Genomic DNA, 18739 nt, shown 5'->3' with positions numbered 1-18739 from the left:
TTCTCGTGGTCGATCGTGGTCGGCCGACGCGTGGTCAGCCGAAGAGAGCGGACATGACCTCCGGCCGGCCGCGGACTGCCTCCGCGGTCCCGTCGGAGACGATCTGGCCCCGCTGCATCACGTAGACGCGGTCGCTGACCGCGAGCGCGAGCTCGGCGTTCTGCTCGACGAGCAGGATCGTGGCGCCGGCCAGGTGCAGGGTCTCGATGGTCTCGAACAGCACGTCGACGATCGACGGCGCCAGGCCCATCGACGGCTCGTCGAGGAGCAGGACGTCGGGGCGGGTCATCAGCGCCCGGCCGAAGGCCAGCATCTGCTGCTCGCCGCCGCTCATCGACGCCGCCAGCTGGTTGCGCCGCTCGGCCAGCCTCGGAAAGAGGTCGAACACCCGGGCCAGCTCCTCACGCTGCTGGGCCTTGGTGCTGCGGCCGCTGTACGCCGCGAGCTCGAGGTTCTCCTCGACGGTCAGCGGCGGGGCGATCCGCCGGCCCTCCGCGACCAGCGCGACGCCCGACCGGACCACCTTGTGGCAGGACCAGCCGGTGATGTCGCGACCGCCGACGTGGACCGACCCGCCGGACGGCTTGTGCAGCCCGGCGATGCTGTTGAGCGTCGTCGTCTTGCCGGCGCCGTTCGAGCCGATCAGGGCGACCAGGGTGCCCTGCGCGACCTCGATGTCGACGTCACGTACCGCTTTCACCGCGCCGTGCGCGGCGGAGAGTCGCGATACGCGCAGCATCGGATCGTTTCCCAAAGTAGGCCTCCTTCACGTCGTCCTGTTCCAGGCACCACGTGGGTGCGCCTTCGGCCAGCAGCGCGCCGGAGTTCATCACCGAGACCGACTCGCAGAACTCCTCGACCAGCCGCATGTTGTGCTCGATGAGGATGAGGGTCAGCCCGAGGTCCCGGAGGTCGAGCAGCAGGCGGCCGACCTCCTCCGACTCCGCGTCGTTCATGCCCGCGGTCGGCTCGTCGAGCAGCAGCACCCGCGGGTTCGTCGCCAGGGCGCGGGCGATCTCGACCCGGCGCTGGTCGCCGTACGACAGGGTCTCGGCGAGCGCGGACGAGCCCGCCCGGACGCCGACCTTGTCCAGCAGCTCGGTGGCCCGCTCGCGCATCTCGCGGCGCTCCCGGCGCTCGCCGGGACTGAACAGGATCGCCCCGGCGATCGTCGAGCTGCGCTGCATGTAGGCGCCGGCCACGACGGTCTCGAGCACGGTCAGACCCGGGAACAACCGGATGTTCTGGTAGGTCCGGCCCACACCCTGCCGGGCGATCCGGAAGGGCTGCATCCGGGTGACGTCCGCACCGAACACCTCGATGCGACCGGCGTCGGCCTGGATGAACCCGCTGACCATGTTGAGCACGGTGGTCTTGCCGGCGCCGTTCGGGCCGAGGATGCCGTGGATGCGGCCGCGCGGGACCCGGATGGTGACGTCGTCGACGGCCCGCAGACCACCGAATGCCTTGGTCAGCCCGACGATGTCGACCGCCAGCTCGGTGCCCGGCTCGACGGTGTCGCGGTCGGGGAGCAGCTGGGTCATGAGGCCGCCTCGGCTCGCGCCGGCCCGGCCACGTCGGTGGGCTCGGGCCCGTCGTCCGACGGCGAGCTCGCTCGCGAGCGCCACCATCGCGCCTTGAGCAGCCGGAGCCGGCGTACGTCGACGAGTCCGCGCGGCATGTAGATGATGATCAGCACGAGCAACACGCCCGTGACGACCCGGTCGTACTCGCCCATCGGCTCGCGCAGCAGCTCGGGGAGGATCGTGAACACGACGGCTCCGACGATCGGGCCGAGCCAGTAGAACGCGCCGCCAAGCACGACCGCCGCCAGGCTGACGAAGCCGAGGTGGGTGTAGAAGGTGTCGGGGCCGATGTACTGCAGGAAGCTCGCCTGGAAGACGCCGGCGGCACCGCCGAGCGCTCCCGACAGCATGAAGCCCACGAACTGGATCCGGCGCGGCGAGATCGCCAGCGTCTGGGCCACCGCCGGGTCCTCGCGGACGGCGTCGGCCGCCAGCCCGAAGCGCGACCCGGCGAGGCGCGACATCACGTAGCCCGCCACCACGAGCGTGCCGATCAGCCACGCCCAGGTCCCCAGGTCTCCGGGGACGAGCGTGCCGGTGGCGCCGCCGGTGTACTCGGGCAGGTTGAGGATGACCACCCGCCCGATCAGCACCATCGCGATCGTCGCCATGGCCAGGTAGTGACTCTCGAGCCGGACCAGCAGGCCGGCGGTGACGGCACCGAGGCCGGCACCGAGGGCGACGCCGATGATCAGGCAGAGCACGGGCGAGAGACCCGTGACTCCGGCCAGGTAGCCGAACGTGAACGCGCTGACGGCACCGAAGAAGATCGGCGCGAGGCTCAGCACTCCGGTCCAGAGCGAGGCGTAGATGGCGAGGGCGAACAAGGCGTTGACCCCTGCGAACTGCAGGGTCGTCAGCCAGGCCGTTGTGCTCACGAGGTTTCCTCTCCGGGGGTCAAGCCCTGACGAGCTGTCGCTCGCCGAACAGGCCCTGGGGCCGGACGACGAGGACCAGCAGCAGGACACCGAACGTGATGGCGTCGCGGAAGCCCGAGGAGATGTACTGGGCGCTCAGCACCTCGAGCACGCCGATGGCGACACCGACGAGCGCGGCGCCGCGGATGTCGCCGTAGCCACCGACGACGACCGCGGCGAAGCCCTTCAGGAGGAGCGCTTCACCGAGACTGGACGAGACGTTGTTGTCGGACAGCGCGGCGAGGATGCCCGCCAGGCCGGCGATCGCCGCCGCGAGGAAGGCGACCGTGACGAGGGTGCGCCGCGCGTTGACGCCGACGATGGTGGCCGAGCGCGGGTCGACCGCCACGGCCCGCACCGCGGCACCGAACCGGGTGTGGGTGAGCAGCACATGGATCGCCGTCACCACGAGCACCAGCGTGATGACGCTGATCACCTGGGCCGGGAGCATCAGCAGGCCGAAGAGCCGGATCGGCTCGGTCGGCACCGACTCCGTGGGGTAGCTCGTGGCCGCCGGGCCACTGAAGGCCTCGGCGAGGGTGAGCAGGACGATCCAGATCCCGATGCTCGCGATGATCGGGGCGAACACCCCGGCGTTGCGCCGCCGTAGCGGCTCGAACGCCAGCAGGTCCGACAGCACGCCGAGCAGACCGGCGAACGCGACGCCGGCCACCAGCGCGAGCCAGAAGTTCATGCCGTGCTCGGACACCAGCCAGTACGACGACAGCGCACCCCACGTGGCGAACGTCCCGTGCGCCACGTTGAGGATGCCCATCTTCGCCAGGATCAGCGAGAATCCGATCGCGAACAGGGCATAGATCGACCCGAGCGCGATCCCATTGACGAGCTGCTGGGCAAGCAGTTGCACGTTCGGTCCTCCGTCCCCACGAGCAGCGTTCTGGGCTGAATCAAGCGCTCGCTTGACGAGAAGTAAGCCACGTCACATGGCCCCTGTCAAGACATGAATCAAGCACTTGCTTAAAATCTCGGGCAAGGCTAGCGTCACGCCGACGAATCGGCCAGGTCGGGTCGATCCGACCGCCACCGAGGGAGGTGCTCGACGCCGTGCTGGGCCACCTCTCCACGCAGCGCGCCGCTGACGCCGTACGCCGCATCGCGCCGGGAGCGAGCATCGTCGCGGCGCCGGGCTGCGGGACGCCCGAGACCCTGCTCACCGCGCTCGGCGAGCACGCCGATGGGCTCGGCCGGCCGACGCTCTACTCCGGGCTCCAGCTCGGCGCCTACCCGTTCCTGCCCGCGGCCGCCTCCGGCCATCTCCGCTACCGCACCTGGCACCCCTACGGGCCGGCCCGCGCGGCGCTCGAGCCCGGGAAGGTCGACTACGTGCCGGCCCGCGGGTCCGCCGTGCCCGCGCTGCTCGACGAGTGGGCGACGTCGGTCGCGCTGGTCCGGGTGTCGCCGCCCGACCGCAACGGCTGGTGCAGCCTCGGCCCGTCGGCCAGCTACGTCTGCCACGCCGTCGCCCGGGCCGGCCTCGTGCTCGCCGAGGTCGACGAGCAGACGCCGCGCACGACCGGCGACTCGATGGTGCACGTGTCGCAGCTCGACGTACTCGTCGACGCGGACACGCCGGCGTGCTACTTCCCCGCTGCACCCCGGGACGCCACGAGCGACCGGGTCGCCGAGCACGTCCTCGGCCTGCTGCCCGAGGCGCCCACCCTCCAGCTCGGCATCGGCGCCGTACCCGAGGCGCTCACGGCTTTCCTGGCCGGCAGCGACCTCGGCGCGGTGCGGTTCGTCGGGATGGCCAACGACGCGATGGTGCCGCTCTTCGAGCGCGGCATCCTGCGCTGGAGCGACATCGGCGACCGCCCGGCGATCTCGGCGGCCGAGCTGATGGGCACCCGGACGCTGATGGACTTCGCCGACGGCAACCCGTCGATCGTGATGCGCGACAGCCGGATCTCGCACGCGCCCCGGGCGCTGGCCGCGATCCCCCGGCTCGTCGCGATCAACTCGGCCGTCGAGGTCGACCTCGCCGGCCAGGTGGGCTCCGAGCTCGTGGGCCGGCGCCAGGTGTCGGGCATCGGCGGCAGCGCGGACTTCGTCGAGGCCGGCTTCGGTTCCGACGGCGGCCTCTCCGTGATCGCCCTGTCGTCGACCACGCCCGACGGCCGGCACAGCAGGATCGTCCGGCGCCTCGGCGCCGACGTGGTGAGCCTGGCCCGGCACACCCCCGACGTCGTCGTCACGGAGCACGGCGTGGCCTGGCTCCGCGGCCGCACCGAGGCCGAGCGCACCGAGGCGCTCGTCTCCGTCGCCCATCCCGATCACCGAGCCGAGCTGCTCGCCGACCCCCAGGAGGACCGATGACCGTCCACACCCGACGCGGCCGCTACTACGAGGAGATGGTGCCGGGTGACGTCTACCGGCACGAGCCCGGCCGGACCATCACCGAGGCCGACAACGTGCTGTTCTGCAGCATCACGCTCAACACCCAGACGCTGCACCTCGACGCCGTGAAGTCCGCCGAGTCGGAGTTCGGGCAGCGCCTGGTCAACAGCCTGCTGACGATGGGCATCGTGTGCAGCATCGGCGTCCCCGACCTGACCCAGAAGACGACCATCGCCAACCTCGGCTTCCAGGAGATCGCGTTCCCCGCTCCGGTCTTCATCGGCGACACGCTCTACTGCGAGACCGAGATCAAGGACAAGCGGCCGTCGGCGTCGCGGCCGGGGCAGGGCATCGTCACCCTCGAGCACCGGGGCCTGAACCAGGACGGCGTCCTGGTCTGCCGGGCGGTGCGCTCGGCCCTGGTCAGGTTCCTGCCCGAGGGCGAGCCGGCCCAGGCCTGACGGAGGAGCATCCATGACGACGTTCGAGGAGCGGCTCGACTCCCTCGAGTCCCGGCTCGCCGAACTGGAGGACGTCCGCGCCATCGAGGCCCTGGCCGCGCGGTACCACTCGCTGTGCGACGGCGGCTGGGCCGGGCCGAGCCACGCCGACCCGGACGCCCTCGCCGAGCTGTGGGTCGCCGACGGCGTCTACTGCATCAACGCCGCGCGACCGCCGTGCCGCGGTCGTGGCGAGATCCGCGAGCAGTTCGTCCGGCTGCAGACGTCGATGCCCTGGATCCTGCACACCTTCACCAACAGCGTCGTCGAGGTCGACGGCGACCGGGCGTCGGGACGGTTCAAGGGGACCGCCTACTACCGCCGCAGCGGCGGCAGCCACGTCGTCGTCGGTGAGTACGTCGGCGAGTTCGTCCGCACCGAGGACGGCTGGCGCTTCGCCTCGTGGGTCGCCGACCTCGCGCACGGCTCGGTGCTCTCCGTCGACGCGGACGCCTCGTGAGCCTGCCGACCGGCCCGTGGGGCGCCTGGTCGAGCGGGCTGCGCCTGCGCGAGCGCGCCGCCGCCGTCGAGGCCGCGGCCGCACTCGAGGAGGCCGGCTGCTCGGCGCTCTGGATGACCGGCGGGCTGTCCGACCCGTTCGAGCGGGTGGCGGACCTGCTCGGCGCGACCTCCCGAGTGACCGTGGCCACCGGCATCCTGAGCATCTGGACCATGTCTCCCGACGAGGTGGCGACCGGCGTACAGTCGCTCCCCGACGCCGACCGGCACCGCTTCCTCCTCGGCCTCGGCGTGAGCCACGCCCAGCTCGTCGACCGGGGCGCCGCCGGACGCTACCGGCGACCGCTCACCCAGTTGCGCACCTACCTCGACGGCCTCGACGCGACGGGCCCGGTGACCGTCGGGCGGCACAGCCGCGTCCTCGCCGCGCTCGGACCGAAGATGCTCGAGCTCGCGGCCACCCGCGCCGCCGGCGCGCACCCCTATCTGACCACCGTCGACCACACCGCCGACGCACGACGGATCCTCGGCCCCGACCCCTTCCTAGCCCCGACCCAGATGGTCGTGCTCGACGCCAACCCCGACACCGCCCGGACCGTGGCCCGGCGCCACCTCGCGATGTACCTCGGCCAGCCGAACTACGTGAACAGCTGGCTGCGCCTGGGCTTCACCGAGGACGACGCCGCCGACGGCGGCTCGGACCGACTGGTTGACGCACTCGTGATGTGGGGCGACCCGGAGCGGGTCGCGGCCCGGCTCCGGGAGCACCTGGCGGCCGGGGCCGACCACGTCGCCGTGCAGATGCTCGACCGGGAGGCGGGCTGGCAGGAGCAGCCGCTGCCGGTCGCGGACTGGCAGCGGCTCTTCGCGGCGCTGCACTGATCTGCCGGATCGGCCGAGGTTGATCGTGATCTTGCCGGAAGGTGTCGCGCGCCAGGTGATCGCAGCGATCTCTCGCAGGCCAGCCAGCACCGTGGTGGCGAAGAAGCTGTCGCCGTGGTCGACCGAGCGAGCTCGGGGAGCCAGGCCGAATCTGAGCCTGACCTCACGTTCGCCGGTGGAACTGGATCTTCCCGTTGGGGAGGTACCTCGTCACGTAGGCCGGGTCGTGGATGAGGGTGTGGTGCCAGGCGCACAGGGACGCGCTGTCGGTGAGGTTGGTGTGGCCTCCATCGGCCCATCTGGTCTGGTGGTGGGCGTGGAGGCCGGCCGTGCGGTCGCAGCCCTCGGCGCGGCAACCGCGGTCGCGCAGGAACATCGCGATCCGCTGATGCTCGCTGTGATACCGACTCCGCCTACCCAGGTCCAGCGGGACCGAGGCACCGCCCAGGACGGCGGGAATGATGCCGGCCTCGCAGGCGAGTCGCCGCGCCATCGCGGGTGAGATCCGGTCGCCGGTGTCCAAGATCCCGGCCTTCTCCAGCCGGCCCGTGAGGGTGTCCTCGTCGATCACCACCACGACGGTGGCGTTCACACCGCCGGTGGCCGGCAGCCGGTCGACCGGGTAGCGCTCGATCAGCTCGCACAGCGCCCGACCCAGCGCCTCGGGACCGGGCCGCCGCTCCACGCCGGGGCCCTGGGTCGCCGCCACGTGCTTCGGGGCGGCCAGGGCCATCAGGATCTTCTTGAGGGCGGCGGCGTGATAGGTCGGCAGCGTGAACCGACCGCGGGTCTTGCCGTCCCCGTCGTCGACCATCGTCAGCGAGCAGGCCCGCAGCGCGGCCGCCTCCTGCCGTTGGAGGATGTCGGCTTCGTGGGCGTCGGCCTCGGCTGGGGCGATGACCTCCCACAGCCGCCGCCCCAGCCGGCCCAACGCCTTCGCGTCGTGATGACGCGCCTCGGCGAGTAGGTGCGCCTCGGCCTTCTCCCGGGTGTCGGTGTCGAGGTCGGTGGGGAGTCGGTCGACCCACCGGAGCACCACCCGCGCCCGCTCGACGTCGATCTCCCCGGCCGCGAGCGCCTCCCGCGTCATGGGGTGCTGTTCGAGGTCGTGGCCGAGCCGCACCGCGCCGTACGGCGCCGCCCGGGTCGCCTTCGTCTGGTGGGCCAGCCAGTTCGCCGCACTGGAGGCACCCACCTCTTCGCCGACGTGGATGGTGTCGGCGTGCGCGGCGACCCGGGCCTGCAGCTCGCTGACCTGCGCCGCCAACCGGGTCAACTCGACCAGCGTCGCGCCGGCCTCGGCAGGGTCCATGGACCACACCGACGCATCGGCCACCGCGTCGGCGAGCTCGCGCATCTGCGCGGTCGTCGTCGACACCCGGTGTCGCGGCGTGGCCTGTGCTGTCATGACCCCTACTCAAGCACCCGCCACCGACACTCAAGGCCCTGAATCCCCTTATTCCACAGGGTTCTGGGTCACGAACAGGTCACGATCCGGGGCGCTCCTCCACACCCGGATCGGATGTCTTGTGGAGGGGTGGTTTCGAGACAGGCGCTAGCGCGCCTTCCTCAACCACCGTGCCCCCGACGACGGTGGTTGAGGAGGTTGCGCTAGCAACCGTCTCGAAACCCTGCTGCGTCGGCGGATGCGGTCGGTCGGGCGCTGGGTGGTGGTTTCGAGACAGGCGCCAGCGCGCCTTCCTCAACCACCGTGGTCCCGGCGACGGTGGTTGAGGAGGTTGCGCTAGCAACCGTCTCGAAACCCACCCAGCCAACGCGCGTCCCGACCGCAGGTCGGCGTCGTCCCGATAGGCGCCAAACGGGTGCGCGGGAGGAGCCGTCAAGGGCGCGAAGCGGCGAAGCGGACCCTTGACGGCGGAGGATGCGCACCCACACTGGCGCCTCCGGGAGGACGCCGACACCAGCCGCACGCGCGGACCAGGTGGTTTCGAGACAGGCGCTAGCGCGCCTTCCTCAACCACCGTGACCCCCCCAGGCGCTAGCGCGCCTTCCTCAACCACCGTCACGCCCCAGGCGCTAGCGCGCCTTCCTCAACCACCGTGGGAGCTGGCCCACTCGGTGAGGGTGCCGTTGTCGCCCCAGACCAGGTGGCGTGCCGGGTCGGCGACCTCGGCCTGGCCGTCGTGGTAGCTGATGTCGCCGTAGACGCTCTCCTGCTGCTCGATCGCGGTCAGGGCGGCGCCGACGTCCTCGGGGTCGCCGCTGCCCGCGTCGCGGATCGCGGTCGCGAGGAGCCAGGTGGCGGTGTAGCCCTGGGCGGCGAACATGTCGGGGGCGCTGCCGTACTCCTCGCTGTACGCCGCGGCGAACTCCTCGCCGAGGTCGTTGACCGGGAAGTCCGCGTGGTACGGCGTGGGGAAGATCGTGCCGGCCATCGCGCCCGCCGAGGCGTCGTACGCCGCGCGGCTGTCCGCGCCGACGTTGGAGACGATCGGCCTGTCGTAGCCGCGCTCGCGCAGCGCCTTGGCCAGGTTGGCCGTCGCGGAGCCGATGGTGCTGGCGACCACGACGGCGGGGTCGGCGGCGGCGATCTGGGTCGCGACGCCGGTGTAGGAGGTCTCCGCCGTGCCGACCTTGATCGTCTCGAGCAGCTCGACGTCGTGGCGCGCCAGACCGGCGGCGTACACCTTGCCGTCCTGGACCATCGCGTCGTTGTCGTCGTTGACGACCATCACCGCGTCGGCGTAGCCGCCGTCGCCGAGGACGTCGTCGAGGAACTGGTCGTAGGTGCCGCCCGACTCCGAGGGCACCTCGAAGGGCCGGAACAGGTGGGGTGGGCTGGCCAGTCCCTCGAGGATCGACACGGTCACGACGGCGGCCGTCGATCCCGCGGCCAGCTGCGGGGCGAGCGCCCCGGCCTCGCCTCCGAGCGTGCAGCACAGCAGGCCGGCGGCACCGTCGGCCTCGAGCTGCTTGTAGGCCGCGATCGCCTTCGCCGGGTCGCCGGCGGTGTCGACGATCTCCAGCTCGAGCCGCGCATCGTCGCCGAGGAATCCGCTCTCGTTGATCTCGGAGACCGCGAGCTCGATGCCCTGAGCCACCGGTACGCCGGCGAACGCGCCCGGTCCGGACTGCACGATCGGCGCGCCGACGAGGTAGACCTCGCCACCGTCGCCACTGTCGTCGCCGCCACCGCAGCCGGCCAGCGCGAGGGTCAGCGCGAGGGCCAGCGCGGCCGCGCCGAGGACCATGGTGCGGCGCCGGGCCGCGGAACTGCCGTACATCGACGACTCCTGTCGCTCGAGTGAGTGGGTCAGACGGTCGCGGGACTGCCCAGGACCAGGGTTCCGGAGCTCATGAACATGCCGCCGACACCGGTGACGACGCTGATGTCCACGCCCGCGACCTGCGCCGGCGCCGTGCCGCGCACCTGGCGAACGCCCTCCTGGATCGCGAACATCCCGTACATGCCGGTGTGCGTGTAGGCCAGGCCGCCGCCGTTGGTGTTCAGCGGCAACCGCCCGCCGGGCGCCGTGTTGCCGTCGGCGATGAACGCCGGCGCCTCGCCGCGCCCCACGAACCCGAGGTCCTCGAGGCCGTAGATCGGGACGTGCGCGAACGCGTCGTAGATCATCAGGTGGTCGACCTCGTCGTGCCGCAGCCCGGCCTGCTCGAAGGCCCGCTGCCCGCCGATGCGGATCGCCCGCGACGACGTGAGGCTCTCCAGGCCGGAGACCACGGAGGACTCGCTGGACTCGCCGGCGCCGAGCACGTAGACGGGCGGCGTCGACAGGTCCATCGCCCGGGCCCGCTCGGCCGAGGTGAGCACGAGGGCGCCGCCTCCGTCGGTGACCAGGCAGCAGTGCAGGAGGTGCACCGGGTCGGCGATGACCGGCGACGACAGCACGTCGTCGACCGTGATCGGGTCACGGAGCTTCGCCCGCGGGTTCATCGCCGCCCATTGCCGCTGCACCACCGGGACCATGGCGAGCTGCTCGCGCGTCATGCCGTACTCCGCCATGTAGCGGCGCACCCCGATCGGGAAGAGCGAGGGCGCGCCCACCGGGCCGTGCGGCACCTCGAGCTGCGCCATCAGCGACTGCGGCGCCGGGGCCCACGGGACCATGCCGATCCGCGACCGGCCCGACTCGCCGTGGGTGACGAGCACGGTCTCGCACAGGCCGGCCGAGATCGCGGCCATCGCGTGACGCACGTGCAGCATGTACGACGACCCGCCGACGTTCGTGCCGTCGAGGTACTCCGGCACGATGCCGAGGTAGTCGGCGACGTCGACCGGCATCTCGCCGGCCGAGGCCACGCCGTCGACGTCCGCCGGCGTGAGCCCGCAGTCCGCGAGCGCGTTGAGCGCCGCGTCGACGTGCAGCTCCAGGGCGGACTTGTCGGGGATCTTGCCCAGGTCGGTGCTCTCGGCCGCTCCGATGATCGCGACCGCTCCGCGCAGCGTCATCCGCGCTCGTCCTCCAGCTCGAAACACACCACACGGCGGTCGCCGCGCTGCTCGAACGCCACGCGCACCGGCGCGTCGACCTCGACGAGGGCCGGCTGGTCGGTGACCAGCGTCCCCGTCAGGTGCGGCCCCTCGGCCAGCCTGACGACGGCCAGCACGTACGGCGGGTCGAACCCGGACGGCCCACGGTGGTTGACCACGAAGGACATCAGGGTCCCGGTGCCGGCCGCCTCGACCAGCTCCACCGAGCGCGCGCCGCAGCGCGGGCAGACGCTGCGCGGGTACAGGAAGTACGACGCGCAGGCTCGGCAGCGCGGCACGGTGAGCGAGCCCGCGTCGATGCGGTCGAACCACTCCTGGGTGTCGGGTGTCGGACTGGGGACGGGCTTCACGTGGTCTCCCTGACGAGATCGGGCAGCAGATGCTTGCGGAGCTTGCCGTTGGCTCCGCGCGGGAGCTCGGCGACGACCTGGAACCGGCGCGGCAGCTTGTAGCGCGCGACCCGGTCGCCCAGGAACGCCGTCAGCTCGGCGGCCGCCGAGCTGACGTCCTCGGTCAACGGCGAGCCGGACGACACCTGGACGACCGCGCACACCGACTCGCCCCACTCCGGGTCGGGCAGTCCGATGACGCCGGCATCCTGCACGTCGGGATGCTCGAGCAGCGCCGCCTCGACCTCCGCGGGGTAGATGTTGACGCCGCCGCTGACGATCACCTCGGCGGTGCGGCCGAGCAGGAACAGGTAGCCCGCCTCGTCGAGGTGGCCGAGGTCGCCGACGGTGACGAAGTCACCGTGCCGCGTCGACCTGGTCTTGTCCTCGTCGCCGCGGTACTCGAACGCGTGGGCACCCATCCGCAGGTACACCACGCCAGACACCCCCGCCGGCACCTCGGCGCCGTCGGCGTCCAGGACGCGCACCTCGGCGCCCGGCTGCGGCCGGCCCACGCTGCCGGGCCGCTCGAGCCACTCCGCGGAGGCGATCACGGTGCCGGCCGCCTCGGTGGCGCCGTAGTACTCCCAGACCACCGGGCCGAACCAGTCGATCATCGCCCGCTTGACCGACGCGGGGCACGGGCCGGCGCCGTGCACGAGGTTGCGCATGCTGCTCACGTCGTACGCCGCGCGCACGTCGTCGGGCAGGCGCAGCAGCCGGTGCAGCTGCGTCGGGACCATGTGGGTCGTCGTCACCGCGTGCTCCTGCACCAGCTCCAGCATCCGCTCCGCGTCGAAGCGCGCCATCAGCACGATCGCGTGCCCGTAGTGCAGCGACGTCACGGCGAGGCCGCTCACCGCGGTGTGGCTGAGCGGCGAGGTCACCAGGTGCACGCCGTCGTCGAGGGGCTGGATGCCGAACATGCCCAGCTGCCAGGCCGCTCCGGCGGCGAAGACGTCGTCGGGGTCACCCTCGGCGAGCCGGCGCAGCACGCCCTTCGGGCGGCCGGTCGTGCCCGACGTGTAGCCGAGGTAGGAGCCCGGCGACCGGTCCTCCAGCGGGCCCGTGGCCACACCCCAGAGCTCCGCGGTCAGGTCGCGCAGCCCCGGCTCGGCGCCGAACGCGAACCGGCGCTCGGCCGGGAAGCCGGCCCCGTCGGCGGCCGACCGGAGCGTGTCGGCGTATGCCGCCGAGGCGACCACCGCGACCGGGTCGGCGTCACCGATGATGTAGGAGACCTCGGCCGTGGTGAGCGAGGTGTTGACGGGGACGAAGTAGCTGCCTACCTGCTGGCAGGCGAGCACCAGCGCCAGGGCCCAGGACTCGTTGGCCAGCACGCCGACGACCCGGTCGCCGCGCTGCAGGCCGCACTCGCGGAGCACCCGGCCGATGGCGTTCGCCCGGCCGACCAGCTCGCCGCGGGTCAGCTCGCTGCCGTCGGGATCGACGACCGCGAGCGCCTCCGGGTCGGCCGCGGCGAGCCGCCAGAACCCCAACCCGATTCCCGGGTCGCTCATCCGCGCCGCACCTCCTCGACCGACGCGAGCAGCTCGCGCGCGAGCGTGCGCCGCAGCGTCGCCGTGGTGCCGTACGACGCGGCCAGGCCCATCACCCGCTTCAGCCAGATGTGCAGGTGGTACTCCCAGGTGAAGCCGATCCCGCCGTGCAGCTGCAGCGCCTCGACGTTGGCGAGGTGGGCCGCGTCGCCGGCGTAGGCCTTGGCGGCCGCCGCGCGCCGGAAGGCGTCCGGCTCGTCGACGGCGTCGAACGCCGAGAGTGCGGCGGCGGTGGCCATGTCGACCATCACCGCCATGTCGGCCGCCTTGTGCTTGACGGCCTGGAAGGAGCCGACCGGCCGGCCGAACTGCTGGCGCATCGCGACGTACTCGACGGTGAGGTCGAGCAGCCGCCGCGAGGCGCCGGCGAGCAGGCAGGCGGTGCCGGCGACCGCGAGCGTCCGGGCCCGGGCCACCACCTCGGCGGACCTGCCGAGCAGCACGCCCCCGCCGCGCAGACCCACCCGGGCGAGCGGGCGCAGCGGGTCGAGGGCCGCGACCGGCTCGACGTCGAGGTCGGCGGGTGCGTAGCCGCGGATCGCGCCGTCGTCGGCGAGGTCGAGCAGCAGGTCGGCGTCGGCGGCGTGCGCGACGTACGGCGTCAGGTCGCCGATCCGGACGGCGACGAGCGCCTCTCCGGCGGCGATCCGCTGGAGCCACGTCGCGGCCTCGGCGCCGGGCAGGGCGCCGAGCACCGCGGTCGCGACCACGGCGGTCTCGAGGTACGGCTCCGGCACCGCGTGCCGGCCGAGGCTGTGCAGCACCCCGGAGAGGTACGCCGGGGCGAGACCCGCGCCGCCGTGCTCCTCCGGCACGAGTGCCGAGACCAGGCCGGTCTCGGTGAGTCGGGCCCAGAGTTGCGGCGTGTGCGCGGTGCCCTCGTCGAGCCGGGCTCGGAGGTGGTCGAGATCGCAGTGGCGACCGAGCAGGTCGTCGGTCAGCTCGACGAGCGCCTGCCGCTCCTGGTCGAGGATGTCGTTGGTCATCAGCGTCGAGGCTCCATCGGCAGTCCGAGCACGCGTTCACTCACGATGTTGCGCTGGATCTCGTTCGTCCCTCCGAAGATCATCGCGGCCCGGGCGTACCAGTAGCGGTGGTGCCACTCGGACCACGCCCGGAGGGTCGGGTCGTCGGCGCCGGGCAGGGCTCCCGGGTCGCCGACGACGGCACCGTCCTCCTGCATCAGGCGCAGGCCGGTGTCGAAGATGTCGTGCTGCATCTGGGTCCAGAAGATCTTGTTGATGCTCGCGGTGCTGTCCAGATTGCCGCCCGCCTCGGCGAGCGCCGCGAGCCGGTAGACGTTCGCGCGGTAGACCTCGGTCTGCACCAGCACCCGCCCGAGCTCGTCGAGCGCGGCCTCGTCGTCGGCCAGGCCGCGCGCGGAGACCAGTGCCGCGAGCGACGCGACGTCGTTGGAGAACTTGGCGTGGTCGCCGAACACCGCGCCCCGCTCGAAGCCGAGCGTGGACATCGCGACCGCCCAGCCCCGGTCGACCTCGCCCACGACGTTCTCGACCGGCACCCGGACGTCGGTGAAGAAGACCTCCGCGAAGCCCCTCGTGCCGTCGACCATCGTGAGCGGCCGCACCTCGACCCCGGGCGAGCGCAGGTCGATGCAGAGGAACGTGATGCCGTCGTGCTTGCGCCTGCGCCCCGCCTCGGGGTCGGTGCGCACCAGCGCGAAGATCCAGTCGGCGAAGCCGCCCATCGACGTCCAGATCTTCTGGCCGTTGACGACGAAGTGGTCGCCGTCGCGCTCGGCGCGGGTCCGCAGCGACGCGAGGTCCGAGCCGGAGCCGGGCTCGGAGAAGCCCTGGCACCAGATGGTCCGGCAGGCCAGCAGGTCCGGGATCCAGCGCGCGCACTGCTCGGGGGTGCCGTACTGCATGAGCACCGGTCCGAGCAGGTAGAGCCCGCCCATGTTGATCCGCTCCGGCGCCCCCGCGCGGTAGTACTCCTCAGCGAAGGCGATCGAACGGCGTAGGCCGGCGTCCCGGCCGCCGTACTCGGCCGGCCAGTCGACGGCGGCGTACCCACCCTCGAACAGGGTCCGCTCCCAGTCTCGGTGCAGGTCGAACCCCGCGCGCTCGGTCCACGACGGCAGCGGCTCGGCGGGCACGTGCTCGGCCAGCCAGGCCCGCACCTCCGCGCGGAACTCCTCGACCTCGACGTCGGTCACGCTCATGCTCACGCCGCCAGCTCCAGGGCGTCGGCGACCGCGGCCATGGTGTCGGCGTAGCTGTCGACCTCCATCCGCAGCGAGATGTTCACGCCGTCGGCGCCGATCTCGGCGTACCGGGCGACGATGTCGGGCAGCGCGGCGAAGTCGCCGGTGAACCGGAGCCCGGCCACCACGTGCTGGTCGGCGCGGTCGCGGCCGGCCGCGTCGAGCAGCTCGCCGTATGTCGCGTGGTGTTCGGCGAACTGCGGCATCGTGAGGTTCCACGGGTACCAGCCGGTCGCCACCTCGGCCGCCCGCCGCAGCGCCGCGGCGGAGTGACCGCCGACCAGCATCCGCGGCAGCGCCGGGGGCCGCTCGGGGTAGATCTCGGCGGCGTCCTCCCAGAGCCGACCGAGCTCGGCCAGGTCGTCGCCGCAGCGCCGGCCGCGGGTCTTGAAGTCGGTCTCGCAGGCGGCGAACTCCTCGGCCGACCAGCCCACGCCGACACCGAGGTCGAAGCGGCCGTCGGTCAGCTCGCCGAGCGTCATCAGCTCACGCGCGAGCATCCGCGGGTTGCGCAGCGGCAGCAGCAGCACGGAGCTGCCGATCCGCAGCCGGGTCGTGGCGTGGCACACCTCGGCGGCCGCCTGCAGCACGTCGAGCAGGCCCTGGTCCGCGGCCGCCTCGACCCGCGGCTTGCCGTCGACGGTCTTGTTGTGCCGCTCCACGCGGTCGGGGTCGTCGGCCGACGGCGCCTCCGGATACGGGTACGCCGAGGTGTACTCGTCGAAGAACATGATGTGCTCGGGCAGCCAGATGCCCGAGAAGCCGAGCCGCTCGGCGGTCCGACCGAAGGCCGCCATGAATCCCGTGTCCCGCTCGACGGAGCCGTCGAACAGGTCGACCAGACCGATCTCCACCGGCACTCCCTGCTTGCTCGTCACGGTCATGTCAGGCCACCAGCCCCGCGAGCCCGGCCAGCTCGGTCAGCTCGGTGGGCGTGGGCACGTGGTCGACGTAGGCCACGACCTCGTCGACCCGCACCTGCAGGCCGGCCACGGCGTCGCGCGAGGCGGCCAGGTCGGCGGCGCGGACGAACCAGGTGCGACGTACGTCGTCGGCCGCCTCGCCGAGCACCTGGGTGAGCGCCTCGACGCCGGCCACCAGCTCGCCCGGCGTCTCGAGCCAGGCCAGCCACCCGTGCGGGGCGCCGCAGGCCGCGACGTACCGCTCCAGCACGTCGGGCGTCGTCGCGCGCAGATGGGTCGCCGGCACCCGGTCCCCGACCGGCTTGGGGAGCGCGATCGCTCCGGCGAAGGAGACGTGCTCCCCCTCGTGCGTGGCCCGGCGCTGGGTCCAGAGCTGACGCATCGCGGCGAGCCGGTCCACGGCCAGTCCGACGTGGTCGTCGACCGGGCGGAACGGGTCGGCCAGCGCCGCGGGCGGGCGGGCCAGGTCGAGACCCAGCTCCACCCGTCCGCGACCGAACCAGTCGAGGCTGGCGATCCGCTTCGCGCGGACCGCCGCCACCTCGGTGGAGAGGAGGTCTCCGGAGTAGCCGAGCCGGATCACCGTCGTCTCCCGGGCCACGCACTGCAGCCCGAGAGTCGGGTCGTGGGACCGGTCCGCCGCGACCTCGCGGTCGCCAGCGGCCCACCAGGACGCGAAGCCCAGATCCTCGGCGGCCCGCCCGGCCTGCGCGAGCGCAGGGCCGAGTCGGTCACCGCCGGTGGTCCGGAAGCTGCACGCGAGTCCGAGGTCCATCGACATCCTCTCCGTCACGAGATCGGCGTCAGCCGGCCCACTCGACCAGCTGGCCGTCGTCGCCCCACTCGAGGTAGCTACCCGGCGCGTTCAGGCTCGCCTGGCCGCCCTCGTAGGTCAGCTCGCCGTAGACCGAGTCCTGCGAGGTGATCGCCTCGAGCGCCTTCGCGACGTCCTCGGCGTCCTTGCTGCCGGCGTCCTTGATGCCCTGGGCCAGCAGCCACATGGCGGTGTAGCCCTGCGCGCCGTACATGTCCGGCTCCTTGCCGTACTCCTTCTCGTACGCCGCGGTGAACTTCGTCGCCATCTCGTTGTCGGTGAACCCCGCCTGGAACGGAACAGCGAACAGCGTGCCCCTCAGGCCGCCGCCGGAGGTCTTGTAGAGCTCGGCGCTGTCGACGCCGTAGCTGGTGAGGATGCGCTTCTCGTAGTCGCGCTCGCGCAGCGACTTCGCGAGCAGCGCGGCCGGCGTGCCCAGCATGCTGGCCACCACGGCGTCGGGGTCGAGCGACTGGATCTCGGTCGCCGCCTGCGTGTAGTTGGTGTCGGTCGACGCGGTCTGGATCGTCTTCACGACCTCGACGCCGTTGCGCTCGAGCGCCGCCTGCCACACCTCGGCGTCGCCGACCATGCCGTCGTTGTCGGAGGTGACGACCATGACCACGGTCTTGATCTTCTCGGCCGGGACGACCGTGTCGACGAACTGGTCGTAGATCCCGCCCGACTCGGCCGGCAGGACCACCGGACGGTAGACGTAGGGCGGCTTCGCGAGGCCGGCCAGGATCGCCGAGGTGACGATCGCCGGCGTCTTGCTCTGCTCGATGATCGGCGCCAGCGCACCCGCCTCGGAGGACAGACCGCAGCACAGCACGCCGGACGCTCCGTCGGCGACGTACTGCCGGTAGAGGGCGATCGCCTGCGCCGGGTCGCTCTTGATGTCGTCGATCTTCAGCTCGACGGTGGCGTCCTCCCCGAGGAAGCCGGTGTCGTTGATCTCCTTCGCCGCGAGCTTCGCGCCTTCGGTGATCGGAACGCCGGCGAACGCCGCCGGTCCGGACGTGAGGGCCGGGAACCCGACCAGGTACTCCGTGGCACCGTCGCTCCCCTCGTCCGAGGAGCCGCATCCCGAGAGAACGACGATGGCCGCCGTGGTCATGGCGACGAGGGCGTGGAGCCGCCGCCGACTGGTGATGGATCGAGACACAAGCGTCCCTTTCATGAGCAGGTAATCAAGCAAGTGCTTGATTAAAGTGAAGCAAGCACTTGATATTTGCACAGTGACGGCCGTCACGCAATGGCCATCGATGACGGAAATCGAGCGTTTCCGCAGGCACGGGGTCGCGGCACGGCCACGCTGGCCGAGGCGCGAAGGCGCTGGAGCGTTCGCGACGACGGTGGTTGAGGAGGTTGCGCTAGCAACCGTCTCGAAACCACCGGCCCGCCGGCGACGTCGTGGTTTCGAGGCTCGGGCCTGGCGGCCCTCACACCTCAACCACCGACCTCCCGAACACGGTGGTTGAGGAGGTTGCGCTAGCAACCGTCTCGAAACCGCCGACCCCGCCGGCGACGTCGTGGTTTCGAGGCTCGGGCCTGGCGGCCCTCACACCGCAACCACCGCGACCGGCTCGGGCCTGGCGGCCCTCACACCTCACCCACCGACCTCCCGAACACGGTGGTTGAGGAGGTTGCGCTAGCA

At 72.1% G+C, this 18739-nt stretch carries 18 protein-coding genes; 4 read left to right on the top strand and 14 right to left on the bottom strand.

The features are described from left to right. Positions 1–34 precede the first annotated feature (34 nt). The 4 genes from FHU40_RS12330 to FHU40_RS12315 are packed head-to-tail and all read right to left on the bottom strand — an operon-like array spanning position 35 to position 3371. On the bottom strand, positions 35–700 hold the full coding sequence (locus FHU40_RS12330) for an ABC transporter ATP-binding protein (RefSeq protein ID WP_252275012.1): 666 nt from the start codon (positions 698–700) through the stop codon (positions 35–37). Then, positions 684–1544: an ABC transporter ATP-binding protein gene (locus FHU40_RS12325; protein WP_183592625.1), complete on the bottom strand. Its 861-nt coding sequence runs from the start codon at positions 1542–1544 to the stop codon at positions 684–686. Before FHU40_RS12325 ends, FHU40_RS12330 begins: the two co-directional genes overlap by 17 nt. Further along, positions 1541–2464, bottom strand: a complete 924-nt coding sequence (locus FHU40_RS12320; RefSeq protein ID WP_183592624.1) for a branched-chain amino acid ABC transporter permease — start codon at positions 2462–2464, stop codon at positions 1541–1543. The genes FHU40_RS12325 and FHU40_RS12320 overlap by 4 nt, the downstream gene beginning before the upstream one ends. Before the next feature lie 19 nt (positions 2465–2483). Further along, positions 2484–3371, bottom strand: a complete 888-nt coding sequence (locus FHU40_RS12315) for a branched-chain amino acid ABC transporter permease (protein ID WP_183592623.1) — start codon at positions 3369–3371, stop codon at positions 2484–2486. Positions 3372–3556: 185 nt separating this feature from the next. On the opposite strand from FHU40_RS12315, the gene FHU40_RS12310 reads away from it, so the two are divergent. From FHU40_RS12310 to FHU40_RS12295, 4 genes are read left to right on the top strand one after another with little or no spacing between them, the layout of a single operon-like run. After that, entirely contained in the window at positions 3557–4837 is a 1281-nt protein-coding gene (locus FHU40_RS12310; protein WP_183592622.1) for an acetyl-CoA hydrolase/transferase family protein, read from the top strand. Then, entirely contained in the window at positions 4834–5319 is a 486-nt protein-coding gene (locus FHU40_RS12305; protein WP_183592621.1) for a MaoC family dehydratase, read from the top strand. The genes FHU40_RS12310 and FHU40_RS12305 overlap by 4 nt, the downstream gene beginning before the upstream one ends. Before the next feature lie 13 nt (positions 5320–5332). Then, positions 5333–5818 carry a nuclear transport factor 2 family protein gene (locus FHU40_RS12300; protein ID WP_183592620.1) on the top strand — a complete coding sequence of 162 codons (486 nt, stop codon included), beginning with the start codon at positions 5333–5335 and terminating at the stop codon, positions 5816–5818. Continuing rightward, positions 5815–6699 carry a TIGR03620 family F420-dependent LLM class oxidoreductase gene (locus FHU40_RS12295; RefSeq protein ID WP_221199820.1) on the top strand — a complete coding sequence of 295 codons (885 nt, stop codon included), beginning with the start codon at positions 5815–5817 and terminating at the stop codon, positions 6697–6699. The genes FHU40_RS12300 and FHU40_RS12295 overlap by 4 nt, the downstream gene beginning before the upstream one ends. 163 nt (positions 6700–6862) lie before the next feature. On the opposite strand, the gene FHU40_RS12290 is transcribed toward FHU40_RS12295, so the two are convergent. The 10 genes from FHU40_RS12290 to FHU40_RS12245 form a co-directional block, all read right to left on the bottom strand. After that, positions 6863–8107, bottom strand: a complete 1245-nt coding sequence (locus tag FHU40_RS12290) for an HNH endonuclease signature motif containing protein (protein WP_183592619.1) — start codon at positions 8105–8107, stop codon at positions 6863–6865. A 643-nt stretch (positions 8108–8750) separates the two neighbouring features. Further along, positions 8751–9944, bottom strand: coding sequence for an ABC transporter substrate-binding protein (locus FHU40_RS12285; RefSeq protein WP_183592618.1), 1194 nt, complete (start codon positions 9942–9944; stop codon positions 8751–8753). A gap of 29 nt (positions 9945–9973) precedes the next feature. Next, positions 9974–11128, bottom strand: coding sequence for a thiolase C-terminal domain-containing protein (locus FHU40_RS12280; protein ID WP_183592617.1), 1155 nt, complete (start codon positions 11126–11128; stop codon positions 9974–9976). Then, positions 11125–11520 (bottom strand): Zn-ribbon domain-containing OB-fold protein, encoded by a 396-nt coding sequence (locus FHU40_RS29495; RefSeq protein ID WP_183592616.1) that lies wholly within the window; start codon positions 11518–11520, stop codon positions 11125–11127. The genes FHU40_RS12280 and FHU40_RS29495 overlap by 4 nt, the downstream gene beginning before the upstream one ends. After that, positions 11517–13079 carry an AMP-binding protein gene (locus tag FHU40_RS12270; protein ID WP_183592615.1) on the bottom strand — a complete coding sequence of 521 codons (1563 nt, stop codon included), beginning with the start codon at positions 13077–13079 and terminating at the stop codon, positions 11517–11519. The genes FHU40_RS29495 and FHU40_RS12270 overlap by 4 nt, the downstream gene beginning before the upstream one ends. Continuing rightward, positions 13076–14104 carry an acyl-CoA dehydrogenase family protein gene (locus FHU40_RS12265; protein ID WP_183592614.1) on the bottom strand — a complete coding sequence of 343 codons (1029 nt, stop codon included), beginning with the start codon at positions 14102–14104 and terminating at the stop codon, positions 13076–13078. Before FHU40_RS12265 ends, FHU40_RS12270 begins: the two co-directional genes overlap by 4 nt. After that, on the bottom strand, positions 14104–15303 hold the full coding sequence (locus FHU40_RS12260) for an acyl-CoA dehydrogenase family protein (protein WP_246390747.1): 1200 nt from the start codon (positions 15301–15303) through the stop codon (positions 14104–14106). Before FHU40_RS12260 ends, FHU40_RS12265 begins: the two co-directional genes overlap by 1 nt. A 2-nt stretch (positions 15304–15305) precedes the next feature. Further along, positions 15306–16229, bottom strand: coding sequence for an LLM class flavin-dependent oxidoreductase (locus tag FHU40_RS12255; RefSeq protein WP_183592612.1), 924 nt, complete (start codon positions 16227–16229; stop codon positions 15306–15308). A 1-nt stretch (position 16230) separates the two neighbouring features. Further along, the gene (locus FHU40_RS12250; protein ID WP_183592611.1) at positions 16231–17043 is read right to left on the bottom strand and encodes an LLM class flavin-dependent oxidoreductase; all 813 of its coding nucleotides are present in this window, start codon (positions 17041–17043) and stop codon (positions 16231–16233) included. A 28-nt stretch (positions 17044–17071) separates the two neighbouring features. Continuing rightward, entirely contained in the window at positions 17072–18199 is a 1128-nt protein-coding gene (locus FHU40_RS12245; protein ID WP_183592610.1) for an ABC transporter substrate-binding protein, read from the bottom strand. Positions 18200–18739 lie beyond the last annotated feature (540 nt).

It is taken from the genome of Nocardioides soli (assembly GCF_014191495.1).
GTDB lineage: Bacteria > Actinomycetota > Actinomycetes > Propionibacteriales > Nocardioidaceae > Nocardioides > Nocardioides soli.
The sequence above is the reverse complement of the archived record's forward strand: the minus strand, read 5'-3'. Positions and strand labels throughout refer to the sequence as shown.